The organism is Bacteroides celer (genome assembly GCF_002632415.2).
In the GTDB taxonomy this organism is placed as follows: Bacteria; Bacteroidota; Bacteroidia; order Bacteroidales; family Bacteroidaceae; genus Bacteroides.
Map to the genome: position 1 here is coordinate 1740456 of NZ_CP178209.1, position 21580 is coordinate 1762035.

A 21580-nucleotide genomic window follows, 5' to 3' on the forward strand; every position below is an offset into this window, starting at 1 on the left:
GAATGACTTTATTCAGCTTTGTATTGTTATAAATATAGAGTGAGATTCGGTTTGGGAGTATTGAACGTGATAAAAGAGATTTGTTTTGCCAATGAAATCATTATCTTTGCAAGGTATATATTAATGAACGAGGAGGATATTATGCTTGCATACACATATATTGAACACGGAAAGTTTGAATTGCAGAAGAAAGCAAGACCGGAAATAAAGGATTCACGGGATGCAGTCGTGCGTGTAACACTTGGTAGCATCTGCACCAGTGATCTTCATATTAAACATGGCAGTGTGCCGCGTGCTGTGCCCGGAATAACTGTCGGGCATGAGATGGTAGGTGTGGTAGAACAAGTAGGGGCTGATGTCACTTCGGTGAAGCCTGGTGACAGGGTGACTGTGAATGTCGAAACTTTCTGCGGTGAGTGTTTTTTCTGTAAGCATGGATATGTGAATAACTGTACTGATCCTAATGGCGGTTGGGCTTTAGGTTGTCGAATTGATGGCGGTCAGGCGGAATATGTCAGAGTTCCTTATGCGGATCAAGGTTTGAATCGTATTCCGGATACAGTGAGTGATGAACAAGCTTTGTTTGTCGGTGATGTGCTTGCAACAGGCTTTTGGGCAACACGCATCTCGGAAATAACCGCGGAAGATACTGTTCTTATCATCGGTGCCGGGCCTACCGGGATTTGTACTTTGTTGTGTGTGATGCTGAAGAAACCCAAGCGCATTATTGTCTGTGAAAAGTCTCCTGAAAGAATTCGGTTTGTCTGCGAGCATTATCCTGATGTGTTGGTGACTGAACCGGAAAACTGCAAGGATTTTGTTCTCAAGAACAGTGACCATGGTGGTGCAGATGTCGTTTTGGAAGTGGCAGGGAGTGACGATTCCTTCCATTTGGCTTGGGATTGTGCCCGTCCTAATGCTATTGTCACGATTGTAGCCCTCTATGATAAACCACAACTTCTTCCTTTACCTGATATGTATGGCAAGAATTTGGTTTTTAAAACAGGTGGAGTGGATGGCTGCGATTGTAACGAGATTCTCAAGCTGATTGAGGAAGGTAAAATTGATACTACTCCTCTTATTACACATCGATTTCCGTTGAATGAGATTGAGGAGGCCTATCGTATCTTTGAAAACAAATTAGATGGAGTTGTTAAAGTAGCTATATCAGGAAATAAATAAAAATAGAATTTGTGTATGAAGAATATACTTATAGTAAGTAATAATGATATGTGCCGCAGTCGTATGGCACAGGAAATTTTGAACTCCTTCGGTAGAGGGATGAAGATTAGTACTGCCGGTATTTTGGCTGGAAATTCTGTTCCTGACGTTGTTTGCCAAGTGATGGAACAAAATGGATATGACTTTTCGCGTAGAAAGCCCTGTGACGTTGCGACATATGCCCAACAGACGTGGGATTATGTCATTACCCTTTGTTCGGAAGCGGAGGAAGTGCAAAAGGAAATGCAGGGGGTAGTGAGAAAATACGTTTCTTTCAACTTTACAGATCCCTTTCAGGGAGGAATTCATGTAGAAGATGAGCAGGAAGAACGGGTTAGGGCACTATATGACATCATGCATAAAGAACTGTATGAGTTCTTTCGGAGTGAATTGATGGAAAAGTTGTTGCCTCGCTGTTCCTGTGGCGCAAATACGTATTGTAGGTGTGAGTAGGAATATAAGTAAAATCATATATGTACATCATCCGGTGATGGTGGCAGATCTGTGTCATTTTGAACGCGAAGTTGCCAGAAAGCAATAGCGGATGCGGCGGCTACATTGAGAGAATCGACACCGTTTGCCATAGGAATGCGGACTACATAGTCCGCCTCATTGATTGTTTCGTTTTGAAGACCATCCCCCTCTGTTCCCATTACGATGGCTAACTTGGGTTCGGTTGCTAAGATAGGATTATCGATAGAGATTGATTTCTCCGTGAGTGCCATAGCGACTGTACGGAAACCCTGTTTACGCAACTCATTGGGAGAACCGTCCAACCAAGTCCATGGTATCAGGAAGACAGAACCCATCGAAACCCTGACTGCACGTCGGTTTAACGGATCACAAGAATTGCGTGTTAATAATATAGCATCTATTCCCAAGGCGGCTGCGGAACGGAAGATGGCTCCGATATTAGTAGCGTCTACCACGCCCTCAATGACTACGATCCGTCGAGCTTTCCGACACACCTCCTCTGCACTTGGTAGTGCTCGACGACGCATGGCGCAGAGGACACCGCGCGTCAGTGTATATCCGGTCAATGTGGCAAGTAACTTTCTTTCACCGGTATAGACAGGTATATCACCACAACGTTCAATGATGCCAGCGGCATCACCAGTGATATGCTTCTGTTCACACAAGAGGGCTAAAGGCTCATAACCAGCATTCAGAGCTACATGGATAACTTTGGGGCTTTCTGCAATAAACAATCCTTTATCAGGCTCGATACGATTGCGTAATTGAGCTTCGGTGAGGGTACTGAATATTTCTACTCCGGAGTCTGTTAAGGATGATATTTCTATAATGGGCATAGTGATTTCTTTAAACGATCTATTTTATTGCAGCAATGATAGTATGCGCTTCTTACTTACCGATGCAGCATATTTACATCACTGATTATCAGTGACTATTCATTTTAATCGGTACAACCTCTGTTTTGACAAATACACAGAATGTGGGGATAAATGCAAATCGTTGTATTTCACAGCTTTGCATATACGTGTTGTACCGCCTCTTTTCAGCCTTTTTGTGGAATGTCCGCTATCAGATTCAACGTGTTGAACGATAGGGCATTTCCGCATGGATGTTACAGAACGCTTGTTGAATGCAAAGGTAGTGGTTTTCTTGGGATTTCTGTGGCTTGCGGTGGAATTTTTGCGTTCGGTACTCGATTCGTTGGAAAAAGTGTAGCAAAACTGAATTATTCGCTTGAAAAAGTGTTTGTATGCCATAAATGGTACACTTTTATTCGGAGGAAACCATTATATCATATCGGGTGTAATTCTGCATCGGACATCAATATTATACCTGAAATGGTATAAATCAATAGACTTGGCTGAACTCCATAATGTCGAGCATCTGATATAATATTCCGTCAATAGCGGAATGCCAATTTTGGTGAAAATGACCATAATACCAATGGTTCACCGGATGATTGTCAGTTTTGAGATGATGCAGGATCATATCCATTGTTTTTCTTTCAGATTGTACATCTTTAAGAAGTGATGAATCGTTCTCAGCCCATTGGTTAAGGTTGCTTTTTGAGAATAGCTCACAATGTGATGGCGCAGTATGTGTGACAACTGTATCAATCAAGAAGTTTGCACAGATGGTATTCATCTTATCAGCGTCGTAAATAGGAGCTTCATTCTTCCAATATAAATTGCGGGAAATATCATTTTCTTGCAACTCATTGGAGTGAACTCGATATTTCCGTTTGTTCCATTCATTTATGCGATAATTTCGGTCAATAGAAATAGCTCCGCCTACACAAAGGATGGAATGATTACAGGCTTGAAGGATAGTATAATCAGGAACAGCAATGAAACGTTTGTAACTGAATGTTGTTCCTTCGAAATAAGCTGGATTATCATGATTGCCACGTACAAATACAATCCAATTGTTGGCTTGATTCATTCTCTTGGTATTTCGTCTAACCATTTGCTCATAGTATTCTTTCTTTTCAAAGCCAAAACCACAATCCCCAGCTACAATCAATAGAGTGTCCGTCAACTTGTATTGAATACAGAGTTTGAATACCAATTGATTAAAATCTCCATGAATATCACCGGAAACAATAATTGTCTTGGCTTCGGGAAAAGATAGTGAGAATGTGTTGCTATGATTCATCTTATATTCCTAATAATAGCGCATGTAATTAATCTTATACTTGCAAGTTGTCAGAAATCATTTGGAGAATTTCTTCGTTTGTGGTAGTTGATTCTTGTTTGTTTTTTAATGCAAAAGATGCTGCATCTACTGCTTCTTTTGATGTTTGTGGAACAAGCCCCGAATAAACTATATTTTCTATATGTTCTAATTCTGTTCGCTTTTTAGAAATTTGTTCTTTTGTGTACAGCTCTGCCTTTATATCTGATAAGAATCCCGCATACTTATTGCGCAAATCGTGCATAACAGCAGCAAATCTTTCGCTGTCAGCTGCCTTCTTTTCTAGATTTTCAGCTTTGTATTTGGTGGTGAAATATGTTAATGTCAACGCTAAGAAAGCCATTAATGGGACAATGACAATTTCAGGTAGCCACTTGAATATATTGGTAATTGCAGAAGCTGATACCAAAACAGAAAATACTAAAAGAATCTGATTTTGTTTTTTCTTCTTTGATAGGTATATATTCGCTTGACATAAATGAATTTTGTGCGTCCAAATTATTTTGTTAAAACGCTCAAGAATCTCCCTATAAAGAATTTTTATTTGTTCGTCCATATGATTTATTCTTCTGTCATGTATTTTAAAACTTTGATTAATACATCAATGTATTTATATGTATCTACTGGCATGTTGCTTCCTGGTGCTGTCAGATTAAAGCTCCAAACAGGGCATGAATCATAAAGCCTTTTTTCGTAAGTTCCTATTGGTTGATTAGAACTTTGTTCTCCTTCTCTTAGCCAGTGCCAATCAGCAATATTATGATAAACAAAACTATCAATCACGATTCCCGGAAGATGGTAACTCCTAAAATAGTTATCACGAATTTCACGCATGTGCTTACATGTGTCGAATAACAAACCATTGCTTGCAACATTTTTTTCCTTCATTGCCTGTTGCTCGCTTTTGGGATTAGTTGTCAACCAGTTGCCACCCATATTTGAATCTGGATAGTCGTATTTCCCATTCCAATTACCCCACCAATCTAATTGACGAAAAGCTGGTAGAACTTCAAATTTAATCCCATCGGAAAAGTTTATCACAACGACTTGCCCATCTCCATGAATATCACTGTTCGGATAGGTTTGTAAAATTGCATTCTTCAATGCTTGTAGTAATCTGGACTGACCATTTCCTCTTAGTGTGTCATATTTATTATATTCGTCTCGTGGCAATTCGACAAGTATATCAATGTCACTTGTATCAATAGCAGTACCTCTACCATAAGAGCCCACATATAAACTATGAGCAGTTTCGCTGGTGCTACCCCAAAATTCCGAATTAACCGCTCTTGTTATACGTCTATATCTCTGAGATACTAACGAACGCTGTTCAATGCTAATTATTTCGCCTCTTTTTCTAACTGTATCCATATTAATTTTATTTCGTACACAAAAGTACAAAAATAATCCCAGTTTATCGAATATAATTCACTATATTTGCACTATAAAATCGTATCAAAGAATGAAACTAAATAGAATAAAGGCTGTATTATCTGAAAAAGGTATCTCTCAGACATGGTTGGCAAAGAAACTCGATAAGAGTTTCAGTATGGTCAATGCTTATGCTTGTAATAGGATTCAACCAAATTTAGAGACCTTGCAACAGATAGCAGAGATATTGCAGGTCGATTTGAAGGATTTGATAACCGACAAAAAGGATAGGTGATATGAAACAGTTTTCGGAAGCTACACGGGTGCAGATGCCTGCAATGGTTCACCTCACCCGAATAGGGTATACTTACTTCGGTAAGTTGAGCGAAGATAAGAATGGCACGGTCTATGACGGTGACACGAATATTCTTTTGCAGGTATTTGAACGGCAGTTTAAGAATCTGAATCCCGGACATGAGGGAGAGTTTCTTCAAGTTTTGAAAGATATTCGTAAGGAGCTGAACGATGATGACCTCGGTCGAGGCTTTTACAACCGTCTCAAAGCTGTTTCGCCTGTAAAGCTGATAGACTTTGATAACATTGGGAATAATACGTTCCATTTCACAGCCGAATTTACCTGTAAGAACGGACAGGACGAATTTCGTCCTGACATTACTTTATTCGTAAACGGATTGCCACTTTGCTTTGTAGAAGTGAAGAAACCCAACAATCATGGTGGTATGTTGGCAGAGAGCGCACGAATGAATAAAGAACGCTTCCCGAATAAAAAGTTTCGCCGCTTCATCAACATTACGCAGTTGATGATATTCAGTAATAATATGGAATATGATGCGTTGGGCGGTATCGTACCTATACAAGGGGCTTTCTATTGTACTGGGGCACGTTCATACGCACCATTCAATTGCTTCCGTGAAGAAAATTTAAGCGGTCAGAAAATAGCACCGTTCCATCGTGACTATCTGTATAAGGAGATTGATAAGACGGTGGAAAAACAGATATTGTCTGATTACAATTGCCAAGTCATTCATACAAGTCCTGAGTACCAGACAAATCTCGGTTTCAACACCCCTACAAACAGAATCCTAACATCCATGTGTTCGCTTGAACGGTTGTTGTATATCATTAGATATGGTATTGCCTATGTCCGTATGGAGCGTGAGGTGGATGGAAAGATAGAATCTACCGACCAAAAGCATATCATGCGTTACCAACAATTGTTTGCATCGTTAGCTATTCGCCAAAAACTGGCAGAGGGGGTGAAATCTGGCGTAGTCTGGCATACACAAGGTAGTGGTAAAACCGCCTTGTCATATTATCTGACCTATATTCTTAACGATTTCTATTCCAAACAGAATAAGGTCGCCAAATTCTATTTCATAGTAGACCGCCTTGACCTTTTGGAACAAGCTACACAAGAGTTTGAAGCTCGTGGATTGGTTGTATCTACCGCCAATACAAGAGCCGAACTGATGGAGCAATTCCGCAATAATCAGGCACAACAAGGTGTAAGCGGACAGGCAGAAATCACGGTTGTGAACATCCAACGTTTTGCCGAGGATAAAGAAAAAGTACGCATCAGTGATTATGCAACCAATCTTCAACGCATCTTCATTCTTGACGAGGCACACCGAGGGTATAAACCTGGTGGCTGCTTTCTTGCCAACCTCTTTGATGCCGATACCGATGCGGTTAAAATCGCACTTACAGGTACACCGCTGTTAAAGGAGGAACGTGCCAGTTGCAAGGTGTTCGGAAACTATTTGCATACCTATTATTACGATAAATCCATTGCGGATGGCTACACGCTGAAAATCATACGTGAAGATATAGAAACCTCCTATAAAGAGCGTTTGTCTGATGTGTACGATAAACTGGAAACCCTTGTGCAAAAGAAAGACATTCGTAAGTCGGAAATCATAGAGCATCCTAGTTATGTAAACGAGTTAGCCCGTTACATTATGACGGACTTAAAAGAGTTTCGCAAGATACAAGGAGATGATACTTTAGGTGGTATGGTCATTTGTGAAACCAGCGAACAGGCAAGACGGCTTTATGATGTATTTCAAGAAGAATGGCAGAAGTATCAGCCGAAGCCCATCAAGATAAAACTTTCCGATGGTTCGTATGTAGTGGGTGAACCGGAAGTGGATTACAAATCAAAATACAGACCGCTGAAAGCCGGAATCATTCTTCACGATACGGATGACAAGGAAACTCGCAAGCAGATAGTCAAGGACTTCAAGAAAAATATGACAGTGGATATTCTCATTGTCTTCAATATGCTTTTGACTGGTTTTGATGCGCCGCGTTTGAAACGCTTGTATTTCGGGCGCAAACTGAAAGACCACAATCTGCTTCAAGCCATAACACGTGTAAACCGTCCTTATTCTGGTATGCGTTACGGTTTTGTCATTGACTTTGCCGACATCAAGCGCAACTTTAAGGAAACCAACGAAGCATATTTACAAGAATTAAACCGCTTTAATGATGTGGATGAGACTGGCGAATCCGCGGCCACCGATACCTTTACCCAAGTCATTGAGGACAAGGAAGAGATATTGAATCAGATGAAGAAAGTTCGGCAAACGCTTTTCAATTACACATACGATAATGCGGAAGAATTTTCTTCTGAAATCTCCACCGAAGAGGATAAAGCTGTATTGCTCGACCTCAAACAGGCATTGGAATCAGCCAAGAACATGGCGAACATCGTGCGTACATTCGGTGATGATGAAATGAAAGAGCAATTTGCCAAACTCGAAATCACCAAGTTGCCGCAACTACTCTCTGAGGTGCAAAGACGGATAAGTATCATCAATCAGAAAGAGGCTTTCAATACAAATGAGGAAACGAAAACTCTAATCAATGAGGCAATGATGGATATAGAGTTCACTTTCTCCAAAATAGGACAAGAGGAAATGCGCCTTATATCCGGTGGTGTGGAATTGAAAGAGAAATGGCAACGTACCATTTCTTCATTTACCCAAAACTTCGACCAAGACGATCCGGAGTTTATCTCGTTGCGTGAAGCCTTTATGGAACGCTTCAAAGAACACGGTTTTGTGATTGACACGATAGCCAAGTTCAACGAAGAAACACAGGCTTTGGATGAAATCATCGGTCGTCTGCAAGACTTACAAAAACGCAATAATGTCTTGTTGAAAAAGTACAATGGCGATGAAAAATTTGCTCGTGTACACAAGCGTATTCGTGAAGTGAATAAGCAGAGGGAAGATAAGGGACAGAAGCCTATGTTCTCTTTCCTTGACGAAGAGATTGCGGCCATTCTCAACATTATAAAAGAGGATGTGGATGCCAAAGTCTACGACCGTAATGACATTCTAAAAAAAGATGCTTATTTTAATCGTACGGTGATGGCCCTTATCAATGGATGCTTGTATCATTTCCCACAGATTAAGCCGGAGATGGACGATTACAAGTTTATCCAAACACGTATTTCACAACAGTATATTAACCAATATAACGCCACTTACGGCATTGCATAAAGATTATGTCAGATATTAAAGAAAAAACATTAAGGCTCATCGACGGACTTAAAGCTACCTGCCAATCATACGGTATGGGAAACGATGGTAACGAATATAAGATTATCACTCAGGTATTTCTCTATAAATTCCTGAATGACAAATTCGGTTATGAATTAAAAAATGCGAAAAGTGAAATAGCAAAGAAACTGACCGGGGATGTAAAATGGGAAACGGCATACGAGAATCTTTCTGATGATGAACGTATGCTTATTCAGAGTGCCATCTCTCCAGATGTTCCGATGCTTGAACCTTATCATCTGATAGCCAATCTTTGGAATCAACAGGGAAAAGGGGATTTTGATACTATATTCGATTCCACTATGACAGATATAGCGGAACAAAATGCAGATATATTTTCCACGCAGACCACAGTCAACACGAAGATTCCATTGTTCGAGGCATTGACACCGTTTGTGACCGATTCGGCACAACGTGCGCCATTCGCCCGTGCTCTGGTGGATAAACTCGTGAATTTCTCCTTTGAAGAAGCGTTTGCACAGAATTACGATTTCTTCTCCAGCATCTTTGAGTATTTGATTAAGGACTATAATACCGCTGGAGGTGGAAAATATGCGGAGTATTATACGCCTCATGCCATAGCAACGATTATGGCTCGTCTGTTAGTGGGGGATAATGCTGATTTGCATAGCATGGAATGTTATGACCCCTCGGCAGGAACAGGTACGCTTCTGATGGCACTTAGTCATCAAATAGGAGAAGAACGCTGTACCATCTTTTCGCAAGATATTTCCCAGCGAAGCAACAAAATGTTAAAACTTAATCTGCTACTTAACGGACTTGTGTCTTCGCTTGATAATGCTATTCAAGGTGACACGCTTGTAAGCCCTTATCATAAAAGCGATGACGGGCAGCAGTTGCGCCAGTTTGATTTCGTGGTGAGCAATCCTCCTTTCAAGATGGACTTCTCGGACACTCGCGAGAAGATAGCCGCCATGCCAGCCCGTTTTTGGGCTGGAGTCCCAAATGTACCCGCCAAAAAGAAAGAGTCAATGGCTATATATACCTGTTTCATTCAGCACGTTATCAATTCACTGAAAAAGACAGGCAAGGGTGCAATTGTCATTCCTACAGGTTTTATCACGGCTAAAAGTGGTATTGAGAACAAAATTCTTCATAAAATTGTAGATGACAAAGTGGTGTTCGGCTGTGTTTCCATGCCAAGCAACGTGTTTGCCAATACAGGTACGAATGTCAGTGTGCTGTTCTTTGATAAGTCTGCAACCACTGACAAAGTAATCTTGATTGATGCCAGTAAATTGGGCGAGGAATATAAAGATGCTAACGGATTGAAAAAGGTGCGTCTGAACGATGACGAGATAGAAAAGATTGTCGGCACATTCCAGCGCAAGGAGGCAGTGGAGGATTTTTCTGTGGCTGTTTCTTACGATGAGATAAAGGAAAAAGGATATTCTCTTTCTGCCGGACAATATTTCGACATCAAAATAGACTACGTAGATATAACCGAAGAGGAGTTTAATGCACGTATGGCGAATTATAAGCAAACGCTTACCGAACAATTCAAAGAAAGTCATCGTTTGGAAGAGGAAATTATGAAACAGTTGGATGCTTTGCGGTTCAACGCAAATGTAGGAAACAATGAGTAACGAAATACAGTTTTTGTTATACAATCTTCCCGATAAAGAGGGAAGAGTACAGGTGGTTATAAAAGACGAAACCATTTGGTGTACGCAAAAGGCTATGGCAGAGCTTTTCGGTATTGACAAATCGGGTATTAGCCGCCACATAGCCAATATATTTAAAGAGGAAGAATTACAGCAAGACACGACGGTTGCAAAAATTGCAACCGTCGTAAATCGAGGCATAAGAGGCGAGGTTGAAGAGTTGGTTGATTTCTATAATCTTGATATGATTATTGCTGTTGGCTATCGTGTATCTTCTCCAAAAGCTACCAAGTTCCGTCAGTGGGCTACCAAGATTCTTAATGAGTATATCAAGAAAGGCTTTGTGCTTGACGATGAACGCTTAAAACAGGGAACGGCAGTATTCGGAAAAGACTATTTCCGTGAATTGTTGGAAAGGGTACGTTCCATCCGTGCCAGTGAACGGCGTATTTGGCAACAGATTACCGACATATATGCAGAATGTAGTATCGACTATGACAAGAATTCACCTACGACACATGATTTTTATGCCATGATACAGAACCGTTTTCATTATGCCATTACAGGGCAAACGGCAGCAGAAATCATCTACACTAAGGCTGACCATACCCAAGAACACATGGGACTGATCACATGGAAGAATGCTCCCGATGGGCGTATCTTGAAATCGGATGTGTCAATAGCCAAGAACTATTTGCAGGAAAATGAAATCCGTCGGTTGGAACGTGCAGTAACAGGATATTTCGACTATATAGAAGACCTTATAGAGCGTGAAAACACGTTCAATATGGAGCAGTTTGCTGCCAGTGTCAACGAGTTCTTGACCTTCCGCAAATATCAGATATTGCCGGATAAAGGACGAATATCTGCGGCACAAGCCAAGACAAAGGCAGAAAGCGAATATGATATTTTTAATAAGACTCAACGGATAGATTCAGATTTCGATAAACAGATTAAAGGAATGTTGGGAGAATAAAAACGTGGAAAGCAATGGAACTGAAAAAATATAATGCAAATCACACTCAAGTTCTGAAAATAAATCAAATTGTGCGTACAATTTCAGAAACTCACAAATTTGATAAAGACAAACTCATTGCCATAAATACATCTGATGTAGAAAATGGTGTAATGGGTAACGGTACGCTAACTTTTGTAGATGAGCTAAAAGGTCAATTTAAGAAGACCATAGTAAAGGACGATATTTTGTTCAGTGAAATACGTCCTGCTAACAGAAGATTTGCTAAAGTTACAACAAAAAATACTAAAGACTATGTTGTATCTACCAAATTGATGGTATTGCGAAAATATAATGAAGATGTTGATTTAGAGTATTTTTATTATTGTTTGACCAATCAGCCTTTTCTTGATATACTCCAACGAAGAGCCGAAAATCGGATAGGTTCATTTCCACAAATTACATTTGATTTACTTTCGGAATACGCTTTCCCAATACCGCCAATCAGCGAACAGAAAAGAATATCAAGTGTAATATCCACGTTAGACAAAAAAATAGCTCTTAATCGTCAGATAAATCAGAATTTACATAAACTGGGCGGCTTTTACACCGCACCAGTTCACTGTGATTAATCATTGTTCCAATGCTCTTCACATTCAGGGCAAGTTGTTACATCATCACTTGTTTCAAACTCTAATCCGCAACACTCGCAGATAACTTTTACTTTTTTCTTCATTCTGAAAAAATATAAAATTGTATACAGCACTATTGCTATATACTTAATAATAGTCTTTTCGCAAATAAAAGGTTTATTTTACCGAAACCTGCCCATTCATCAGAAGAGGTAGAAGTTCGTCTCGCTGCTTGGTTAATTCGACAATTTCAAATCCTATTTCCATTTGTTTGTCAAAAATTGGCTGGGCAATTGAGCTAAATGCACTCATCACATTTTCTTTAGGCCTAACAATAGGCAAACTAAGTAAATCATCTTTCGTTATCGAGCCAAATGTTGTGCCAACTCCATTTCTTTGTTCAAATGCAGAACGCAAATCATCAAGAATGTAGTACAAATGTGTATTACTACCCATCTTTGAAGAAAGAGCTGCCAAACCTCGTCCTATACAGCAATTATTATTTGCGATATTCAATGCACCAACAGGTGCTCTGACACTCATTAGAATATCACCTTTTTCCGCATATCTGCTTGGCAATGTAGTATATTGTCTTACTGATGGGAAGCGAATACCAAAATCCGTACTACCTTGATAAAATAACACGCCCTGACCATTATTATTATAGGATGAACCATCTGGTGATTGTCCCATAGTAATATTTGCAATATCTATTAATGTGGCATTTTCCCAATATTCGGGTATTTCTCTCTTCAATTTCTCATTCCAAACCATCTTTCCACCACTACTCTTGTATGGTTTCCCATTTTCATCAGGAAAATCAAATTGCACAAACCAATAATCGTAAAGTTGCTTCGCCATCGCCTCTAAATTCTGATTTATCTCACGATTAAGTACAATTTTTGAATCTATATCAGTTAAAATGCGACCTATTTTTTCCTGTATTGATAGTTCTGGAATCCAAACAGTACAGCCCTTTATCTTGTCAGGAGAAGTATGTCGTATTTTTGTTTGTTGAGCAGCAGTACTTAGCTGTTGACGAACGATATTTGAAGATATAAGATAATAGCAGAAGTTTGAGTCTATTAATTCTATATTGCATTTTACAAGTGCAACATCCTGACTTTGAATGTATTTTTCACTCTCGGGAATTCTAGCCGTTGTACCTAATAAACCTATTGATTGTTCTGTAAGAGGTGTGATAATATCACCTTTTTCAAGAATAAAATCGTCTTTAACCGTTCCTGTAAAATACAAATCATCCTTAGAAGTGTTCGTTTTCCAACCACCTCCATTCATATTGAAATTACCTAAAGTAAGGCGAATCAACTTACCCTCTGATGAATAATACTGACCAGATAAACTGGCTCCTCTGGTTACTTCAATCAGTTCACCTAATTTGTATTCTTTTAATTTCATAGCCTAAAAATTTGCGTGCAAAGGTACTCATTTTTAAGCAAATTAAAGAATAAAGAGTCTTGATACTATCAAACTCTAACCTAAAAACTTACGATGTGCCATTTTTACGTTGTTTTGATTCACCATAGCGTAGTGTAAAGTAGTATCTATGCGTACATGACCTAATAATTTCTGAACCTGTTCTATCGGCATGCCTTTATCAATGGCTTGTGTCGCAAGAGTTCTTCTAAACTTGTGGGGATGAACTTTTACTATACCTAATCTCTTGCCTAATTCTTTAATTCTTACTTCAACACCGCTAATAGATAAGCGAGTATAAGGGGCTTTCAATGAAACAAATAGTGCAGGCACATCGTCTGTACGTTCATCAAGATACTGTTTTAAATGTAGTTTAGTTCTGGCATTGAAATAAACAGTCCTTTCTTTATTTCCCTTACCAAATACGACACATTGTCGTTCATGAAAATCAATATCAGAACGATTCAGTTTTACAAGTTCTCCAACACGAATGCCAGTAGAAGAAAGGAAATCTATAATTGCTAAATCTCTCTTCTCGCTACAACTGTCTCGAAGCAATTCAAGTTGCTCATCATTCAGAACCTCTTTGACAAGAGAATCCGTCTTTACCTTATGGATTCTCCGCACTGGACTTTTAGCTATAAAATCTTCGTCCTCCAACCAAGAGAAAAAGCTCGAAAATATTCTTCTCATGTTATCAATGGTTACTTTGCTAGAGTTGTTCTTATTCTGATATTCAGATAAGTAGGCTCTAATATCCGATGTTTCTATATGATTGATTGCTTTGGCAATAATTTGCAAAAATCGTTCAATTGTATTCTTGTAGTATATAAGAGTTTTATCAGAGCAACCCTCTATTTTCTTAGCAGATATAAAGGTCTCAAGCATCTGAGTATTATCTTTATATCGTTGTTCGGTACTTTCGATATTCTGTGGTTCTGATATACAAACCTTATCAAGTTCCAATTTGAGAATCTCTTTCAATTTCATCATTTGACCATAGTCTAAGTCACGTTGCATAGCACAAGTAACAGCTTCTATTATAGATTTCTTCATATTTTATAAATGTTAGTTCCTCTATAATATAAGGGAAGTGCAATAAATCAGAATTTAGAAGCAATGGCAAAACAACTTTATGATTACTGGTTTGTGCAATTTGACTTTCCGAATGAAAACGGGAGACCGTATAAAAGTTTCGGTGGCAAAATGGTTTGGAATGAAAAGCAGAGAAAATATATACCAGAATATTGGGAAGTAAAATCTCTTAGTAATTGGCTTGAAATCAAGTCGGGATTTCCATTCAAATCGGAAACATATAAACCTATTGGGCGATACAAGATTATAACCATTAAGAATGTTCAAGATGGGGAGCTTGTAACATCTGGCTGTGATTATGTTAATGATATTCCAAGCCGCGCAAAAGATTATATATCTCTTCAAATTGGAGATAGACTGATTTCGCTAACTGGAAATTGTGGAAGGTTATGTGTTGTATGCGAGGAAAATCTATTATTAAATCAACGTGTAGGATTATTGTGTTGTGATGCAATATATTTGGAATACTTTTATAATTTCCTTAATAGTGGTACGATGCGAACAGTGATTGATAATTTAGCAAATGGTGCAGCACAAGCAAATCTCAGTCCTGTTGAGCTATGTAAAACAGACTGTTTTATTCCGCCCATAGACATACTACTGTCATATAATAGAAAAGTAAATGCTATTCGTAAGGCTATTGTGCAAAATAATCAAGAAATATCTCAGTTAGCTAAGCAGCGAGATGAACTCCTGCCTCTTCTGATGAACGGTCAAGTATCGGTAAATTCTGATTTATCTCAATATGAAAGAGAAGCGTTCGGGTTCATTACGATCACTTCTCTTTTTCAAAATAAAATATACAAAAATCAAATAATGTTTATTCCCACAATTTAGTTATTTCTTTACTGTGTGCATCCTTATCAGCGTAAAGCATATCAATATAGTTGATTATATTCATTGTTTCGTCATCATTAGCCTTTCGTAAATACTTACGAATCAACAAATTTTTATCGCAATCTTTTCTCAAAATTGCATTATCCCTTGCCATGAAGCAGGTCAATCCTATAGTTAACATATAGATACAAGTGGCAACAATGATGACGAATTTGCGAATTATCTTTGAATAGTAAATCCTATTTATGTAATACCATGGCAAATCTAGAAGCAAGAATAGTGGAATTTCTTTAATTGCTTTGGGGGTTGGTAGAGTTCTTGCAGTATTATATTCGTCAATACCAAGCTTTTTTTGGATGGCTTCCATCAAGGAATTTGCCTTTTTAACATTCTCATTATAAGAGAGAAATGCCTCGTTGTCTTTCTTAAGAATCTCCCTGACCTTTTCATATTCATTTAGGAATATTCCATTATTATCTACAGACTTTTTGTAGTATTCACCAATAATGCTCATGTATTCTTCTGCTGATACACGACCTTCAGCTTTATCTTTTTCTTCTCTCTTACGCTGTCGTTCTTCTAACAGCTTTATGATGGCATCCTTAACTGACATTGCAACAGCGGTTTTGAGTTGCTCCACATCAATTATTGGAAAACTGGAAGCAGGAGTATTTGCAATGCTCTGCATCAGCCCATTCATATTCAAACTATCTTTGTTACTATTACCTAAAGCCATAAATGTTCACTTTATAAGTTAATATTATCGTCTCAGACCTCTACTGCGTTGGCACATTTTACTTGCCTTTCTAGCACAACGTCTAGCCCAATTCTCATCATCTTCATCTTTATCTCTTCCCCAGCCAGTTAGGTCATTACTACCGCCACCACATGACCTTGACATACTGATTGCTCCTGACATATATTCTGCGAATAGAAGGAGCGCCACATTCTGTATATCTTCAATAGATGCAAATGGATTATTATCAGGAACAGTACATGCATCATTGATGATCGATTCTAGCTTTTCAGAAATTGATATATCATAATCGTGATATTCATCAGTAGATATTGTGTAGTTGTTTATAATTGGCTTAGACAGGATTTCCTTATCAGGTTCTGGATGATGGTTATTTCTAGCATCATCATTGGTAGCTGTATTTGTTTTAGCGGTAATACTATATGATTGTTCAAGCTGACTTTCAATATCGTGTAGCCTTTCCCATGTTGCTTGAATCTTTGAAGGCATGAGATTCCTGCTCTGACCTAAGTCCGAGGATTTATATTTGGAGTTACCACGCATTATGGAATATCCTCTAACTTCCCCAACACTATCTTTTGTAAGATTTACCAGATAACCACGTTGGTAAAGTGCCGCTTTATATTCATCCCAATTAAACATGTGCATCCTCTTAAGGATAGTGAAACAGGCATCTGTAATCTCAGCTTTGTGGTATCTGCTTATTTCTTCAGGGTTTCCCCAACCTCTGCGCATATTAATAACTTGTGCAGCTATAACGGCTCTCTCTCCGATAAACTTATCGGTATTTACATTGCCATCATTATCCACACGATTTGCATTTATATGAAGATGGTCAATCCTACCTTTGCTATCATGATGAAGCGAAACCACATATTGGCTGTTGTGCAAATTTGTATGTTTAGGTATGGTCTTTCTTTTAGGATTCCTCATATCGGCATTGTCAAATTCATGGATGTACTCGTTAGCTAAATGTACCCAATCATCCATCGTCCATCCCTGAGTTTCCTCACTTGTTGGGGAAATCTCCATTCTTATCATTCCTTTTTCTAACTTGCGGTAGCGGTTGATTTTCTCTTCAAACTTTTTCTGATGAAGTTGCATTCTTTGCCACATAGCTTCTGGTTCAATATAGGCTGGGAGAAGATTTACTTTGACCAGTTCCGCCTTATCCTTATCAACCGAATAGCGAGTTGCATTTGCGCCATGAGTGATACATTCTGCTTTGGCTATCATAAATCTGTTGGGGATTTTATGTAATTAATAATCTGCGACCATCGTTCTATAATTGGCAAAGTTAGCTTCATCCATTCCTCTACAAATCTTGGATTGCCAAAATACAAAGCACGTTGGTCTTTATTCATATTACTTACCTGACTTCTTATCTTCAGAATGTCTGCACGTGCGTCCACTAGACTGCACAGTGCTTCACATTCTTTCTCGGTAAGATGATGTTTTGGTCGGTGTCCTAAAGTGCATTTGCGAGTATATTTACTGACACTCATTCCACATTGCTCGGCAAGGTCTTTTACCTTACCATATTCTTCTTGCGTAACTCTTGCTTCCAAGCGTTTATCTCGCTGGATAGCATTTAACTTGTTTTCTTCTTTGTTGTCTTTCATACTGCAGAATAATAAAAGAGCCTTACCCATTGCGAGCTTGCGAGTAGTGCGTGAAGGTCATTGGAACACGGACAATCGAAGATTGTTTGTGCGACATTGACACTTCTTGTAACACTCCCTATGTTTTCACTGGCACACGAATGGTGTCGGAAATTCTGAATGGTTTCTGGTCACGTTTGGCTTATAGGGTAATATATACCTTGCTATAAATGAATAAGGTTCGGTGAATTAATGTTGTGGTAAGATGCAGCTTGAAGATTGAGCATTCAGCTTTGATGCCGCATCTATCTCAATGTCATTGGTATTATCAGATTCTTCAATGATAGTGCTTGTGTCATTATCTTTGTTAGGTATATTTCCATCACTATAAGAATGCTTGGTGCTGACATTGTCGGCAGATCCAACTGCATTCGATTCAATATTAGAGGTGATGGATGTACTTCCCGAATGCTCACCAATCGAATTCTTTTCACTGTCTGAAATGTGATTCTCTCCAAATATAGGGGAAGAAGAATGGTATTGGGCTGTATCTTTTGCCTGATGAGATAAATCAGTTTGTATGGTAGGGAAATCTTTTGAATCCTGACTATTGGTTGAAGATGTACTTTCCTTACCTGAATCTTTCGCTGTTTTATTCATCTGTTCATTAGTGAAATTGTCATGAACAATACTGTATTCATGCCGTTGCTCCATGCTTATATAATAAGGATTGCGAATCAACTTACCATCCACATACCACGCAGAGACACAATGTAAAATATGAATACTCGTTCTGTTGTTCTGGTCAGATGAGATAATACCTAGCTGAACCATCTTGTCAAGTACCCTCGAAATTGTCTTCTTATCATAGCTTAATTTGCTTGCCAATTCCACTTCTGACATAAGCACTTGACCTATTTGTAATGTAGTGGCAAATCCTCTCTTATTGATGATGGTCTCTTCTGTTACTGCACCTTGAATGAGTAACGTTAGAATCTTCGTTCTGTCAATGCCATATTTACTTCCACCAATGAAAGCAAGCTGCTCATCATTGAGCACTATGCTATAATAAATATTTTTTCTCATACTGCTGTTTTTAAATTTTAGTCCACCAAAGTAGTTTGCTTTCGACCTTTACCAGATTGCATCTTCTTTAGATGCTCATTGAAATCTACCTCGTTTGAATTGTCGTTTGTATATAGACCTCCAGATTCAATCCACTTCATCAATTCATCCTTGAAAAAGTAGAGCTTGTTGCCTGTCTTGTGGTAGGGAATACGTCCATCTGATGTCATACAGTAAATTGTAGAATTGGCTTTACCCAATAGTGTTGCTGCTTCGCTCAGATTCAGTAAAACATGATTATCTTCTTTCTGATTTGGTTTGACTACTATAGAATCAAATCGGGTTAATAGCTGGTCAAGTTTCTGTTTCAATTCTTCAACTGCTACTGGCAAATTTTCAAATGTTATCGTGCTCATATATATCTTTCTGTTTATGTTATTACTATTTTAGGGATATCTTGTTTGATGCTTCTCGTTTCAATTCATTGACAACATCAGCATAAACTTGTGTTGTTCCGATGTTGCTATGAGTAAGCATCTTTGAAATTGTATATAGGTCTGTTCCTGCTGCCAGCTGCAATGTCGCATATGTATGGCGGAAACAATGGAACGTGATATGTTTGGTTATTTTAGCTGCGTTTAGCCAGTTTGGAAGATTAGCTCTCACGACATTTGGTGTAAGGTCTGGAAAAACACTTCCCTCGCCAGGTTCTCCGCATAACTCAAAGGCTTCATCACATATTGGTAGGACTGAATTGGTCTTTGTCTTTTTTGTTTGAATCATAATGCACCAACCTCCATCACTAGCTTTCTGTACATTCTCCCATTGCAATAAGATAATATCGCTGATTCTTAATCCAGTCAAACAAGAAAATAATCCTGCTCGCTTCATAACATCGTTACCACATGGTGCTTTAGCCAGTCTTTTTGCTTCTTCAAGCGTCAGGAATTCACGTGGTTTGCTATCTACTTTAGCGTGCGTTAGTTTGGGCGCAATATTCACTTTGATTAATCCGTCTTCATGAGCCATACGAACAACAGCCTTCAACTTATTCATGTTGTTATTGGCTGTACTCGCCATCATCTTGGCTTTATTTTGGGTATCTAAATTTAGCATATATGTAAGAAATCCTTGACAGAATTCAACCGACAAATCATTGAAACAACACTCCTTATTGCAGTAATTCTGAAAGTGCTTGATTGCTGTTTCCCAATTGCGTTTGTTGGTGCTCTCACTGGCTTTCTTCTTGAAATAGTCGATGAAGCTTTCACGACCTTTGCTTCTGTCTAAGAAACCAAAATCTTCACTAACAATGGCTTCAATACGACGGCATTTGATTAGCTCAGCATTCCTAAGCATAGTCTTATTGTATTCAATCTCAAATTTCTCTTTTGGATTCTCATAGATGTATATTCCCAAATACTCACGTCTTGTCATTTTTCCAGTCTTTGGATTTCTTATTTCTGGGTAGAAGTCAAGATATAGAGACAATTGATTCTTACTGATAGGTCTCTTGCGTACCGTTACTTTTGTACATAGGTTTGTCATATCTATATTCGTTTCGTTTTTATATTTGTTTCGAGTTCAAAATTATACAGTTTGTTTCGAGCCGCTTATTTTTATTTTGAGAATCTGATTGTATTTAATTGTATTTCAGATATATCGGCAAATTGTACTCTAAAATTGTACTCTCACGGCTATATCTCTTTTTGCTTTGGTGCTTGAACTTGTTGCCTCAGCCGCTTTTCGAGCTGCATCCCAATCAGCTTTAAGATAGTAATTGCGATTACCATGTACTATCTTTATACGTACATTGTGTGTATGAGCAAATCTTCTTACCTGAGTTTTGCCAAGTCCATATATGCGCATGATATCAAAGCATGAATACCAGTGCTCTGATAAATCTTTGCCTAAACGGGATTCTTCTTCTTTCATAGCCTTGTCAACTAACGACTTAGGAAAACACTTAGTACTCTGACCTTTTACGCATGGAATTTCATATCTCATCCTGAAATTGTAGAATCTGCCATAGGTATATTTGAACTTTCTACATATCTCAGCCATTGTGTATATTTCTTCATCGCAAGAATCTATAAAAGTATCTCTTACAGATTGCTGATAGTCAGATGATGGTTTGAGAGATTTTGTAGTGTTGGTTTTCTTTGGATTAGATTTTCCCTTCCCTTTGTTTGATGGAATTGAAGAAAGGGTAACTGTATCATCCTTTACTTTAGCGATAGTAGCATTTTCTTTTTCTTTTTTAGCTTTCATCTTATTTGCGAAGATTGAAGCATCTTGTTTGCTGTATGTGTTATCTGTTAGCATATTTTGAAAATCTTCTTTTTGTATAATTGTTATGTGATATGTTATCTTTGAAGCTCGAAGCTTACCAGTATATATGAGATTATAAACCGTTCTCTTACTCACTCTAAGTAATAAGGCTACTTCATCAATAGTAAAAAATGCGTGACTATAAACTTCATCCTCACTATTGCCCACTGTTCGTTTTCGCCTCTGCCTGATACTTTCTCTTTTATTGACCATAGATGTTAAATTTTTGATGTTTTTTTGCCCAAAAGATTGTGCCTAATGTTGCAAATTGTTGCACGCTGTTGCAAGCGTTGCGAACCCTCTGACCCTCTTGGCATGTTCCAAATGCGGTACAAAATTACCCTAAACACCTATAATCGCCAATAGCGAGAATTATCGAATGTTAATTGCTTTTGCTTT

20 protein-coding genes and 1 pseudogene are annotated in these 21580 nt (G+C 38.5%); 8 read left to right on the plus strand and 13 right to left on the minus strand.

The window, feature by feature from the left end:
- The first annotated feature begins 141 nt into the window (after positions 1–141).
- Both CJF29_RS06605 and CJF29_RS06610 read left to right on the plus strand, forming a co-directional pair.
- On the plus strand, positions 142–1182 hold the full coding sequence (locus CJF29_RS06605; RefSeq protein ID WP_369689156.1) for an alcohol dehydrogenase: 1041 nt from the start codon (positions 142–144) through the stop codon (positions 1180–1182).
- A gap of 15 nt (positions 1183–1197) precedes the next feature.
- Positions 1198–1674 carry a low molecular weight phosphatase family protein gene (locus CJF29_RS06610; RefSeq protein ID WP_004320325.1) on the plus strand — a complete coding sequence of 159 codons (477 nt, stop codon included), beginning with the start codon at positions 1198–1200 and terminating at the stop codon, positions 1672–1674.
- Between the two features lie 14 nt (positions 1675–1688).
- On the opposite strand, the gene CJF29_RS06615 is transcribed toward CJF29_RS06610, so the two are convergent.
- The 4 genes from CJF29_RS06615 to CJF29_RS06630 all read right to left on the minus strand — a co-directional run bounded on the left by CJF29_RS06615 (position 1689) and on the right by CJF29_RS06630 (position 5259).
- Positions 1689–2531: a TrmH family RNA methyltransferase gene (locus CJF29_RS06615; protein ID WP_099146127.1), complete on the minus strand. Its 843-nt coding sequence runs from the start codon at positions 2529–2531 to the stop codon at positions 1689–1691.
- A 511-nt stretch (positions 2532–3042) separates the two neighbouring features.
- Positions 3043–3849 (minus strand): metallophosphoesterase, encoded by an 807-nt coding sequence (locus tag CJF29_RS06620; protein ID WP_004316531.1) that lies wholly within the window; start codon positions 3847–3849, stop codon positions 3043–3045.
- 34 nt (positions 3850–3883) lie between these two features.
- A complete protein-coding gene (locus CJF29_RS06625; RefSeq protein WP_005652528.1) occupies positions 3884–4444 on the minus strand; it encodes an SLATT domain-containing protein in 561 nt (186 codons plus the stop codon).
- Positions 4445–4449: 5 nt separating this feature from the next.
- Complete coding sequence (locus tag CJF29_RS06630) at positions 4450–5259, minus strand: SMODS domain-containing nucleotidyltransferase (RefSeq protein WP_004316528.1); 810 nt, start codon at positions 5257–5259, stop codon at positions 4450–4452.
- Positions 5260–5350: 91 nt separating this feature from the next.
- Between CJF29_RS06630 and CJF29_RS06635 the strand changes: the two genes are divergently transcribed.
- The 5 genes from CJF29_RS06635 to CJF29_RS06655 are packed head-to-tail and all read left to right on the plus strand — an operon-like array spanning position 5351 to position 12058.
- A complete protein-coding gene (locus CJF29_RS06635) occupies positions 5351–5554 on the plus strand; it encodes a helix-turn-helix domain-containing protein (protein ID WP_004316526.1) in 204 nt (67 codons plus the stop codon).
- 1 nt (position 5555) lies between these two features.
- Entirely contained in the window at positions 5556–8786 is a 3231-nt protein-coding gene (locus CJF29_RS06640; protein ID WP_099146128.1) for a type I restriction endonuclease subunit R, read from the plus strand.
- Between the two features lie 5 nt (positions 8787–8791).
- Positions 8792–10453: a class I SAM-dependent DNA methyltransferase gene (locus CJF29_RS06645; RefSeq protein WP_008018649.1), complete on the plus strand. Its 1662-nt coding sequence runs from the start codon at positions 8792–8794 to the stop codon at positions 10451–10453.
- Positions 10446–11447: a virulence RhuM family protein gene (locus CJF29_RS06650; RefSeq protein ID WP_008861740.1), complete on the plus strand. Its 1002-nt coding sequence runs from the start codon at positions 10446–10448 to the stop codon at positions 11445–11447. Before CJF29_RS06645 ends, CJF29_RS06650 begins: the two co-directional genes overlap by 8 nt.
- Before the next feature lie 14 nt (positions 11448–11461).
- A complete protein-coding gene (locus CJF29_RS06655; protein ID WP_413544529.1) occupies positions 11462–12058 on the plus strand; it encodes a restriction endonuclease subunit S in 597 nt (198 codons plus the stop codon).
- 177 nt (positions 12059–12235) lie between these two features.
- Here CJF29_RS06655 and CJF29_RS06660 read toward each other — a convergent pair whose 3' ends face one another.
- Together CJF29_RS06660 and xerA are read right to left on the minus strand one after the other, a co-directional pair.
- On the minus strand, positions 12236–13477 hold the full coding sequence (locus CJF29_RS06660; RefSeq protein ID WP_413544530.1) for a restriction endonuclease subunit S: 1242 nt from the start codon (positions 13475–13477) through the stop codon (positions 12236–12238).
- A 75-nt stretch (positions 13478–13552) separates the two neighbouring features.
- Positions 13553–14551 (minus strand): site-specific tyrosine recombinase/integron integrase, encoded by a 999-nt coding sequence (gene xerA, locus CJF29_RS06665; RefSeq protein ID WP_099146131.1) that lies wholly within the window; start codon positions 14549–14551, stop codon positions 13553–13555.
- A gap of 42 nt (positions 14552–14593) precedes the next feature.
- On the opposite strand from xerA, the pseudogene CJF29_RS06670 reads away from it, so the two are divergent.
- Positions 14594–15331, plus strand: a pseudogene (locus CJF29_RS06670) (restriction endonuclease subunit S); the annotation flags it as partial.
- 79 nt (positions 15332–15410) lie between these two features.
- Here the strand turns inward: CJF29_RS06670 and CJF29_RS06675 are convergent.
- The 7 genes from CJF29_RS06675 to CJF29_RS06705 form a co-directional block, all read right to left on the minus strand.
- On the minus strand, positions 15411–16163 hold the full coding sequence (locus CJF29_RS06675; protein WP_099146133.1) for a hypothetical protein: 753 nt from the start codon (positions 16161–16163) through the stop codon (positions 15411–15413).
- Between the two features lie 24 nt (positions 16164–16187).
- Positions 16188–17420, minus strand: a complete 1233-nt coding sequence (locus CJF29_RS06680) for a relaxase (RefSeq protein WP_099146134.1) — start codon at positions 17418–17420, stop codon at positions 16188–16190.
- Positions 17417–17806 (minus strand): plasmid mobilization protein, encoded by a 390-nt coding sequence (locus CJF29_RS06685; protein ID WP_099146181.1) that lies wholly within the window; start codon positions 17804–17806, stop codon positions 17417–17419. The genes CJF29_RS06680 and CJF29_RS06685 overlap by 4 nt, the downstream gene beginning before the upstream one ends.
- Positions 17807–18034: 228 nt before the next feature.
- Positions 18035–18871, minus strand: a complete 837-nt coding sequence (locus CJF29_RS06690; protein WP_099146135.1) for a hypothetical protein — start codon at positions 18869–18871, stop codon at positions 18035–18037.
- A 17-nt stretch (positions 18872–18888) separates the two neighbouring features.
- Entirely contained in the window at positions 18889–19266 is a 378-nt protein-coding gene (locus CJF29_RS06695; RefSeq protein ID WP_099146136.1) for a helix-turn-helix domain-containing protein, read from the minus strand.
- 25 nt (positions 19267–19291) lie between these two features.
- Complete coding sequence (locus CJF29_RS06700; RefSeq protein WP_099146137.1) at positions 19292–20398, minus strand: site-specific integrase; 1107 nt, start codon at positions 20396–20398, stop codon at positions 19292–19294.
- A 129-nt stretch (positions 20399–20527) separates the two neighbouring features.
- Positions 20528–21394 carry a helix-turn-helix domain-containing protein gene (locus CJF29_RS06705; RefSeq protein ID WP_099146138.1) on the minus strand — a complete coding sequence of 289 codons (867 nt, stop codon included), beginning with the start codon at positions 21392–21394 and terminating at the stop codon, positions 20528–20530.
- Between the last annotated feature and the right edge of the window lie 186 nt (positions 21395–21580).

What these genes read in the sequence shown, in the direction of transcription:
- CJF29_RS06605 (WP_369689156.1), top strand. Translation starts at nt 142, where the DNA reads ATGCTTGCATACACATATATTGAACACGGAAAGTTTGAATTGCAGAAG.
- CJF29_RS06610 (WP_004320325.1), top strand. Translation starts at nt 1,198, where the DNA reads ATGAAGAATATACTTATAGTAAGTAATAATGATATGTGCCGCAGTCGT.
- CJF29_RS06615 (WP_099146127.1), bottom strand. Translation starts at nt 2,531, where the DNA reads ATGCCCATTATAGAAATATCATCCTTAACAGACTCCGGAGTAGAAATA.
- CJF29_RS06620 (WP_004316531.1), bottom strand. Translation starts at nt 3,849, where the DNA reads ATGAATCATAGCAACACATTCTCACTATCTTTTCCCGAAGCCAAGACA.
- CJF29_RS06625 (WP_005652528.1), bottom strand. Translation starts at nt 4,444, where the DNA reads ATGGACGAACAAATAAAAATTCTTTATAGGGAGATTCTTGAGCGTTTT.
- CJF29_RS06630 (WP_004316528.1), bottom strand. Translation starts at nt 5,259, where the DNA reads ATGGATACAGTTAGAAAAAGAGGCGAAATAATTAGCATTGAACAGCGT.
- CJF29_RS06635 (WP_004316526.1), top strand. Translation starts at nt 5,351, where the DNA reads ATGAAACTAAATAGAATAAAGGCTGTATTATCTGAAAAAGGTATCTCT.
- CJF29_RS06640 (WP_099146128.1), top strand. Translation starts at nt 5,556, where the DNA reads ATGAAACAGTTTTCGGAAGCTACACGGGTGCAGATGCCTGCAATGGTT.
- CJF29_RS06645 (WP_008018649.1), top strand. Translation starts at nt 8,792, where the DNA reads ATGTCAGATATTAAAGAAAAAACATTAAGGCTCATCGACGGACTTAAA.
- CJF29_RS06650 (WP_008861740.1), top strand. Translation starts at nt 10,446, where the DNA reads ATGAGTAACGAAATACAGTTTTTGTTATACAATCTTCCCGATAAAGAG.
- CJF29_RS06655 (WP_413544529.1), top strand. Translation starts at nt 11,462, where the DNA reads ATGGAACTGAAAAAATATAATGCAAATCACACTCAAGTTCTGAAAATA.
- CJF29_RS06660 (WP_413544530.1), bottom strand. Translation starts at nt 13,477, where the DNA reads ATGAAATTAAAAGAATACAAATTAGGTGAACTGATTGAAGTAACCAGA.
- xerA (WP_099146131.1), bottom strand. Translation starts at nt 14,551, where the DNA reads ATGAAGAAATCTATAATAGAAGCTGTTACTTGTGCTATGCAACGTGAC.
- CJF29_RS06675 (WP_099146133.1), bottom strand. Translation starts at nt 16,163, where the DNA reads ATGGCTTTAGGTAATAGTAACAAAGATAGTTTGAATATGAATGGGCTG.
- CJF29_RS06680 (WP_099146134.1), bottom strand. Translation starts at nt 17,420, where the DNA reads ATGATAGCCAAAGCAGAATGTATCACTCATGGCGCAAATGCAACTCGC.
- CJF29_RS06685 (WP_099146181.1), bottom strand. Translation starts at nt 17,806, where the DNA reads ATGAAAGACAACAAAGAAGAAAACAAGTTAAATGCTATCCAGCGAGAT.
- CJF29_RS06690 (WP_099146135.1), bottom strand. Translation starts at nt 18,871, where the DNA reads ATGAGAAAAAATATTTATTATAGCATAGTGCTCAATGATGAGCAGCTT.
- CJF29_RS06695 (WP_099146136.1), bottom strand. Translation starts at nt 19,266, where the DNA reads ATGAGCACGATAACATTTGAAAATTTGCCAGTAGCAGTTGAAGAATTG.
- CJF29_RS06700 (WP_099146137.1), bottom strand. Translation starts at nt 20,398, where the DNA reads ATGACAAACCTATGTACAAAAGTAACGGTACGCAAGAGACCTATCAGT.
- CJF29_RS06705 (WP_099146138.1), bottom strand. Translation starts at nt 21,394, where the DNA reads ATGGTCAATAAAAGAGAAAGTATCAGGCAGAGGCGAAAACGAACAGTG.